Annotated in this window: 11 protein-coding genes and 1 pseudogene; 2 read left to right on the plus strand and 10 right to left on the minus strand. The window is 38.2% G+C overall.

Features of this window, described 5'->3' with window-relative positions:
- Nucleotides 1–373: 373 nt before the first annotated feature.
- A complete protein-coding gene (locus O9324_RS17120; RefSeq protein WP_185241382.1) occupies nt 374–991 on the minus strand; it encodes a Uma2 family endonuclease in 618 nt (205 codons plus the stop codon).
- Between the two features lie 500 nt (nt 992–1,491).
- Complete coding sequence (locus tag O9324_RS17125) at nt 1,492–1,635, minus strand: anacyclamide/piricyclamide family prenylated cyclic peptide (protein ID WP_002767627.1); 144 nt, start codon at nt 1,633–1,635, stop codon at nt 1,492–1,494.
- A 221-nt stretch (nt 1,636–1,856) separates the two neighbouring features.
- Between O9324_RS17125 and O9324_RS17130 the strand changes: the two genes are divergently transcribed.
- A complete protein-coding gene (locus O9324_RS17130; protein WP_002753033.1) occupies nt 1,857–2,093 on the plus strand; it encodes a hypothetical protein in 237 nt (78 codons plus the stop codon).
- Nucleotides 2,094–2,152: 59 nt separating this feature from the next.
- Nucleotides 2,153–2,494, plus strand: coding sequence for a type II toxin-antitoxin system VapC family toxin (locus tag O9324_RS17135; protein ID WP_002767628.1), 342 nt, complete (start codon nt 2,153–2,155; stop codon nt 2,492–2,494).
- 516 nt (nt 2,495–3,010) lie between these two features.
- Here O9324_RS17135 and O9324_RS17140 read toward each other — a convergent pair.
- The 8 genes and pseudogenes from O9324_RS17140 to O9324_RS17175 form a co-directional block, all read right to left on the minus strand.
- Nucleotides 3,011–3,169 (minus strand): anacyclamide/piricyclamide family prenylated cyclic peptide, encoded by a 159-nt coding sequence (locus tag O9324_RS17140; RefSeq protein WP_287629144.1) that lies wholly within the window; start codon nt 3,167–3,169, stop codon nt 3,011–3,013.
- Between the two features lie 225 nt (nt 3,170–3,394).
- Nucleotides 3,395–3,691 carry a type II toxin-antitoxin system RelE/ParE family toxin gene (locus O9324_RS17145; RefSeq protein WP_287627365.1) on the minus strand — a complete coding sequence of 99 codons (297 nt, stop codon included), beginning with the start codon at nt 3,689–3,691 and terminating at the stop codon, nt 3,395–3,397.
- A 3-nt stretch (nt 3,692–3,694) separates the two neighbouring features.
- The gene (locus O9324_RS17150; protein WP_185239619.1) at nt 3,695–3,958 is read right to left on the minus strand and encodes a ribbon-helix-helix domain-containing protein; all 264 of its coding nucleotides are present in this window, start codon (nt 3,956–3,958) and stop codon (nt 3,695–3,697) included.
- A gap of 352 nt (nt 3,959–4,310) precedes the next feature.
- Nucleotides 4,311–4,478 (minus strand): anacyclamide/piricyclamide family prenylated cyclic peptide, encoded by a 168-nt coding sequence (locus O9324_RS17155; RefSeq protein WP_287627366.1) that lies wholly within the window; start codon nt 4,476–4,478, stop codon nt 4,311–4,313.
- A gap of 202 nt (nt 4,479–4,680) precedes the next feature.
- A complete protein-coding gene (locus O9324_RS17160; RefSeq protein ID WP_002769128.1) occupies nt 4,681–4,971 on the minus strand; it encodes a DUF4926 domain-containing protein in 291 nt (96 codons plus the stop codon).
- Nucleotides 4,972–4,991: 20 nt separating this feature from the next.
- The gene (locus O9324_RS17165) at nt 4,992–5,327 is read right to left on the minus strand and encodes a DUF6883 domain-containing protein (protein WP_287627371.1); all 336 of its coding nucleotides are present in this window, start codon (nt 5,325–5,327) and stop codon (nt 4,992–4,994) included.
- Nucleotides 5,328–5,641: 314 nt separating this feature from the next.
- Complete coding sequence (locus O9324_RS17170) at nt 5,642–6,490, minus strand: Rpn family recombination-promoting nuclease/putative transposase (RefSeq protein ID WP_288140819.1); 849 nt, start codon at nt 6,488–6,490, stop codon at nt 5,642–5,644.
- Between the two features lie 225 nt (nt 6,491–6,715).
- A pseudogene (locus O9324_RS17175) lies at nt 6,716–6,849 on the minus strand (IS630-like element ISMae24 family transposase); the annotation flags it as partial.

Here is a 6,849-nt window from a genome sequence, read left to right on the forward strand (position 1 = left end):
GGGGGGACTAAGGGGGGATCGAACCTAAAATCCATTTTAAATTTAATTATAACCAGCTACTTAAAATAAGCGATTTACTGTTAAGAACATCAATCGGGGACTTATTGAAAACTCTAATTTTTGACCAAGAGAAGTCAAAGACAACCCCCGACCTTTTAATTAGCATTGACTAAATCTTCTAGCACTCGTGAACCAAGGAAAAGGGAGACAACAGAAGAGCAAAAACCTGTACTCCCCCGCTCCCCCTCTCCCCTGCTCAAGAAGCTTCTCCCTGCCAAAAGTAGCTGGTTGCAATTAAATATAAAATGTGGGATGGGCATCTTGCCCGTCCACAGGCTGGAAGCCTGTTCCACTATCTAACAATTAAGCCCACTTACTCACTCTGGCTAATTCCTTTTAATAACTCAAGTCTTGCCTCTAAAATATCAGGTATTTGTAAACATTTTAATAATAAATCTACATCTAAGTCTGGTAAAAGTTCGCTGCGATAAATCTGCATATAACCCGATTCTTGCCAGTGGTATAAAAATAATTGATTATTTTGCCAAAACCAAACTTCAGGAATAGCAAAACGACTATATTTCTCTAGTTTATTCAGATTCCCACTGGTAACAATAATTTCAATTGCTAAATCAGGATAACTTTTTTTTTCTCCCAAATAGTAAGACTCATCAGGTTCAAAAGAAACATCTTTAGCTTCATCTCGCCGAGTCGCGCTACCAACAGGAAAAAATCTAATTCCTTTTTCAATAAAATAAACTTCTAACAAAAACCTTAAAATACTTTTAATTCCTTCGTGAGTTTCTCCTAATGTCATAAGTTCTATATTGCCGTCTAAATAGGTTATTCGCAAACCAGATGTATCTGCTAACCACATTTCTAAGCCCAGAAACTGCTGCCAACTGTAATGACTAGGTAAGAGCAAACGCTGTTCATCAATGACATTAGCTTTATCACTGAGATTGGATTTTTCAATTAGTTGGACATTCATATTTAAAGTTTCCCACCAAATGATAATGCTAATAAAATTTTAACACTCACCCCCAAAAATCTAAGTCTCGCCTTGTTCAAACCCCGATGCCGAAAAGCTCCGAACTGACTAGGATTGGGAGTCGATTCCTTGAAATCCCATTCCGCCCACCATGACTGGGGGGCGATCACATTACCATCATGAGAGACGGTAGCAGACTTTTTAGCATCTTATAATTTTAACAGATTTTGGACAAACTGCGAGATAGACAGGTTCATCTCCCTGAATCTAAATCTTCTAGCACTCGTGAGCCAAGGAAAAGGGAGACAACAGAAGAGCAAAAACCTGTACTCCCCCGCTCCCTCTCTCCCCTGCTCAAGAAGCTTCTCCCCGGGTTCCAGGTATCCGAAAGCCCTGAATTAACAAGGATTGTGCGTCAATTCATTGAGGCAAACCGTGCGCCCTGGCAAGGAGAAAAAGACTTTTGACATTTTTTGAGGTGAGTGTTAGAATTATGGGGACTACTCCGCGTCGTCGCCCGCAAAAGGAGTAAGTAAAAATATGAAAATATGGGAAGCAATCGCATTACCATCACGAGAGACGGTAGCGGTATTTTCCCGTTGGACAGGAGCAGCGTTGCGGGGTGTCAGTTTTTTAGTTTTCATGGGGTAATTCCTACCTAATTGTTATTGATTCCAGTAGTACTACCTTTTTTCTGCCGAGTCAATAGTTTTTCAGGGAATTTTTGTTAAGTTTTTGTTAAGCTTAGATCAGCACTTGTCAATATTTTTGTGAGAATTTTAACCTTTTGATCCAAGATTCAAATTCGTTGTAAGATGATATGTAATCAGAAAGTTATTCTCATTATTTCTTGAGGTCTAAAAAGATGACAAGAGTTGTTACTCTAGAAGATGCCTTAGAGATAGTCAAACAGCTTTCTCCTCTAGACAAAGTACGTCTAATTGAAAAAGTGACTCCTGATATTAAACAACAGTTAGCGGTTACTACCCATCAACCTCGTAAATCTTTGCGGGGATTATGGCGAGGTGCCAACATCAGTGATGCAGATATCGCTGATGTAAAACAACAGATAGGAGCTAACTTTCCTCGTGAGGATATTTGATGAGTGATGCAGTGACCGATACTCATGCTTTGATTTGGTATTGAGAGGATAGTCCACGCTTGAGTTCTGCGGCTAACCAAACATTTGAACAATGCGATCGCGGTGAAATTGTCATTTATATTCCAACTATCTGTTTAATAGAGATAATTTATCTGCAAGAAAAAGGACGTATTGCACCTGAACTAAAATCTCAATTAGATGCAGAGTTATTAGCTGGTAATAGTGGGTTTATCTTAGCTGATTTGACTGCCGAGGTTGTCAATGTTTTGGCGACCGTATTACGAACTGCCGTACCTGATTTACCTGACAGAATAATTGCCGCTACAGCCTTTCACCTTGGTTTACCGCTTATTAGTTGTGATAGGAGAATGCCTCTTACAGGTATCTCTTTAATTTGGTGATTTGCGATTAATTGAGTCAGTAAATTAGCTTTTAAACCGCGTCCATTGTGGGAACTGTAGTTTTTTGAAATACCTTCTAGGAATAAATCCCCCTTTTGAAGGGGGATTTAGGGGGATTACCCAATAGGAGATCTAAAAATTATAGGTTTCGAGTTAGACGGGGTTTAATTGAATTTTGTCAACAGTTTCCATAAAAATTTTTCCCTTGTATTCCAATTTTTTATCGTATGTCAGCTACTTTAAAATAATAGTAGATCATAGATCTAATGAGAAAACCTCAACCCGATAACCCTGGGGTAGTAAGCTATTGGCAGGGGTTCATCTCTCGAAACAAAGTTCTAGCACTCATCCCCAAAAATCTAAGTCTCGTTTAGGTAATACCTATCGGCAAGAGTGCCAGGTATCCGAAAGCCACTGACTAGGGTTGTACGTCAATTCCTTGAGGCAAACCGTGCGCCCTGGCAAGGAGAAAAAGACTTTTGACACTTTTTGAGGTTCGTGCTAGAATCAGGTGGATTACTCTGGGTCGTCTCCCGCAAAAGGTGTGTTGGTGCAGGCACAAGGCACTTGGCCGAATTTCTTGGGCGCAATCGCATTACCATCACGAGAGACGGTAGCGGTATTTTCCCGTTGCACAGGAGCAGCATTGCGGGGTGTCAGTTTTTTGGTTTTGATTATGGTAAGTCCTCCATAAATTGTTGTCGGTTCCAGTCTTACTACCTTTTTTCTGCCGAGTCAAGAGTTTTATTCTGAGTTTTTATCTATCTTTGTTATAGTTTTTTATCTATGTTTAATGTCATTACAGTTTTTCTGTTTAAATTTCCAGAAGAAAAAAACCACCAGATGCAAATACTGGGGAGCAGGGAAGAATGATACCCTTAGCTTGGTGCGATCACTTTCTTAATCAAGATCAAACATAGCATCTAAATCTCTATATCCACTAACTACTCTTGCGATTTCAATTCCGTTTTCAAGAGGAAAATAAAAGATTAGATAATCTTCTACAGGAAAACTTCGTAAACCCATAATCAATTCATTCCTGTTTTTTCCCATATTAGGAAAACTAGCTAAGATTTCAAATTTATCAAGAATCTTATCTAACAACTGATTGGCAGCTTGAATATTAGAATAAGCAATCCGAGCATTGATAATTTCTAAATCTTCTTTAGCCTTTGAAGATATTAAAATAACCGTCATAATTCAATATCCACTATCCTGAAGATTTGTGGCTTTTAATCTGTTAATAAATTCTCTACCATCAAAACTTTCTCCACGCCTTAACTCTTGCACACCAATCATGACTTCCTGTTTCAATTGCTCAAATCTTCCTCGATAAATTCTGTCTCTTTCTGCCAATAAACGCAATCCCTCTTGAATAACGGCTAAATCATCTTGATATTTGCCTGTTTTAATTTGTTGAGCAATCAAATTTTCTATTTCTGGTGTCAGTTGGATAGTGTTCATTGCTTCTCCATAATTACTTTTATATCATCCTAGCTGAGTATTATAGCGCAGACTTTTTAGCATCTTATAATTTCAACAGATTTTGGACAGACTGCGAGATAGACGGGTTCATCTCCCTGAATCTAAATCTTCTAGCACTGGTGAGCCAAGGAAAAGAAAAACAGCAGAAGAGCAAAAACCTGTACTCCCCCGCTTCCCCTCTCCCCGAGCAATGCTTCTTCACCGATGCCCGGTATCCGAAAGCCCGGAATTAACTAGGGTTGTGCGTCAATTCCTTGAGGCAAACCGTGCGCCCTGGCAAGGAGAAAAAGACTTTTGACACTTTTTGAGGTTCGTGCTAGAATCAGGGGGATTACTCTGGGTCGTCTCCCGCAAAAGGATCAAATCCCGCAAATCCAAAAAGATACGAAAATTTACTTAAAGAGGATGGGGCGATCGCATTACCATCACGAGAGACGGTAGCGGTATTTTCCCGTTGAACAGGAGCAGCATTGCGGGGTGTCAGTTTTTTGGTTTTCATTATGGTAAGTCCTCCATCAATTGTTGTCGGTTCCAGTCATACTACCTTTTTTCTGCCGAGTCAAGAGTTTTATTCTGAGTTTTTATCTATGTTTGTTATAGTTTTTTATCTATGTTTAATGTCATTACAGTTTTTCTGTTTAAATTTCCCGAAGAAAAAAAACACCAGATGCTACTGGGGTAGTAAGCTTTGCCCGACTTCATCACTTTCTATGTTCTAAAACTTTAGCAAAATCTCTTACTTCTCTTAATAAATTAGGGGGTAAAGTATTGATGATTTCTAAAACTTCGCCAATGATTAATTCTTGTTCTAGTTGAATATCAGCTTTTGCTAAAGTCAATAAAGCCAAAGTTTCCCCTTCATCATTGACAAACTCTACCTCATAAGCTTGTTGATCATTATAACAATGAACAACCGCTCCTTGAGTTCCCTTTTTTAAACCATGTTCTTGAATGTCATGGGTTAAAGTAATTACATCTAGCTCTTTGATCATAATTCTGGTTAACCTTTATTTTAAAAAAATGGTCGAGCAGTAACAAACCTTGGCGTATCTTTGCCTAAATCAATAATCCAGACTGTAAGAATAGTAACTGATTTATTTTTAGGAGTATTGATTGTTCCTATTACTATATATTTAGTACCATGTTCTGTAGTAATTACCTCAGTAACATCTTGATTTCTTACTATTTTTGACAATTCTTGTTCTAAAAACGTTACATTTTCTTCATTAAAACCGAGTTCACGAAAAAACTTAGCTTTTGATTTACCAACAGGGTGATTTTCTGAAAGTAAATAATCAATGAGTTTTTCAGGCTGAATAAAAGCATTTTCTCGATTAGTTAATGACAATTACTCTAAGTCCTCAAAATATTTACACTTTCCAGACTAGCAGTCCTTACCTTTCTTGTCAATAGTTTTTGAGTGAATTTTTGTTAAGTTTTTGTTAAGTTTAGATCAGCTTAAATTTACCCAATAAAACCCCCACCTGATGCTACTGGGGTAGTAAACTTAGCAGGGGTTCATCTATTCTGAATCTAAATCTTCTAGCACTCGTGAACCAAGGAAAAGGGAGACAGCAGAAGAGCAACAACCTGTACTCCCCTGCTCCCCCTCTCCCCTGCTCCCGGTGCTTCTCCACCCCCCGAAGCAATCTCTTAAAAGTTTTAATTGTTCTGATTAGTAATAAATTGATGAATAATCTCAACTCTTAGATTTAATTCCCGTGCAATTTGTTCTTCATTAAGTCCCAACCTAACCAGAAGGGGAATTGTTTCTAATTTCCCTTCAAGTTTTCCTTCAAGTTTCCCTTCAAGTTTTCCTTCAAGTTTTCCTTCAAGTTTTCCTTCAAGTTTCCCCTCTTCCTTAGCTTCTTGATAAAACTTGGTTTGTTTCCATTCCGTGAGATTAAACATGGCTTCTAGCTCCTGGCGACTTTTCTGCGGAAATTTGTAGATAATAATCTTCTCGATTAACTCGATAACATTTCGTTGAGTGTTAGGGTCAACAATCTGTTGGCGAGTTTGCTCAATTAAGGATTGAACCCGTTTTGGTGCTTTTTTCGTGCTGATGACGATAAACTGGAGGATACTTATCCCAAGAGATGGAGGGGATTCACCTTCGATTTCATCGAGATATATCCGTTGCATCTGCTCTAAGTTTAGCAAATTCTGGTAAGCGAGGGGAAACCCGGTGTCTAAGCGTCGCCTTCCCCAGATAATTACGGGACAGCAAGTGCGTTCAGGCTTATACTGCTTGAGATAGAGGAAAATTTGAGGGATGAATCGCCAATAAAAATCCTCGTCCTTTTGAAATTGAACTTCGACAAAGTAAAGCGGATAATCTGGGTGGTCTGCATCGGGAATAAATACCCCATCAAGTCGAAAAGCCAATTCTTTGATTTCGATTGACTTAAATTGATAATTTTGCGCCAGATTGGGAGATTCCCCCAGCAGTTGAAAGAGAAGTTCGGGAAAGACTTGAAATAAGGTATAAAAGATTTTATCAGTTTTCATTATTTGAGCAAATACGATTGAAGCTAACTGTACTACTTGTGGGGTTCCAAGTCAATAGTTTTTTTGGTGGATTTTTGTTAAGTTTTATCAAAATAATTTTAAAATAATTTTCTCAAGAAAAAAACTACCTTTCCTTGTTCTAATTGTTCTAATTCTTTAATTACTGTCATAACATCCTTTTCTTGATCTGATTTTTATGGCAACCAAGAGCGATCTAGTAAGTACCTAGGCAAAATTAATTACATACTCGCCTCCAAAATTGTCCAGCACTTTTTTAACGTAAGCGAGGAGGCTCTTTCGGTCTTTATAGGCACTAAATTCAATCCATTCATATTTTAAAAATCTCCATAATATTTCAA

The organism is Microcystis sp. LE19-84.1B, assembly GCF_027531875.1.
Lineage (GTDB): Bacteria > Cyanobacteriota > Cyanobacteriia > Cyanobacteriales > Microcystaceae > Microcystis > Microcystis panniformis.

Bases quoted from the DNA above. Each gene is read 5' to 3' on its own strand.
- O9324_RS17130 (WP_002753033.1), top strand. From the start codon at position 1,857: ATGACAAGAGTTGTTACTCTAGAAGATGCCTTAGAGATAGTCAAACAG.
- O9324_RS17120 (WP_185241382.1), bottom strand. From the start codon at position 991: ATGAATGTCCAACTAATTGAAAAATCCAATCTCAGTGATAAAGCTAAT.
- O9324_RS17150 (WP_185239619.1), bottom strand. From the start codon at position 3,958: ATGAACACTATCCAACTGACACCAGAAATAGAAAATTTGATTGCTCAA.
- O9324_RS17170 (WP_288140819.1), bottom strand. From the start codon at position 6,490: ATGAAAACTGATAAAATCTTTTATACCTTATTTCAAGTCTTTCCCGAA.
- O9324_RS17155 (WP_287627366.1), bottom strand. From the start codon at position 4,478: ATGAAAACCAAAAAACTGACACCCCGCAATGCTGCTCCTGTTCAACGG.
- O9324_RS17125 (WP_002767627.1), bottom strand. From the start codon at position 1,635: ATGAAAACTAAAAAACTGACACCCCGCAACGCTGCTCCTGTCCAACGG.
- O9324_RS17160 (WP_002769128.1), bottom strand. From the start codon at position 4,971: ATGATCAAAGAGCTAGATGTAATTACTTTAACCCATGACATTCAAGAA.
- O9324_RS17145 (WP_287627365.1), bottom strand. From the start codon at position 3,691: ATGACGGTTATTTTAATATCTTCAAAGGCTAAAGAAGATTTAGAAATT.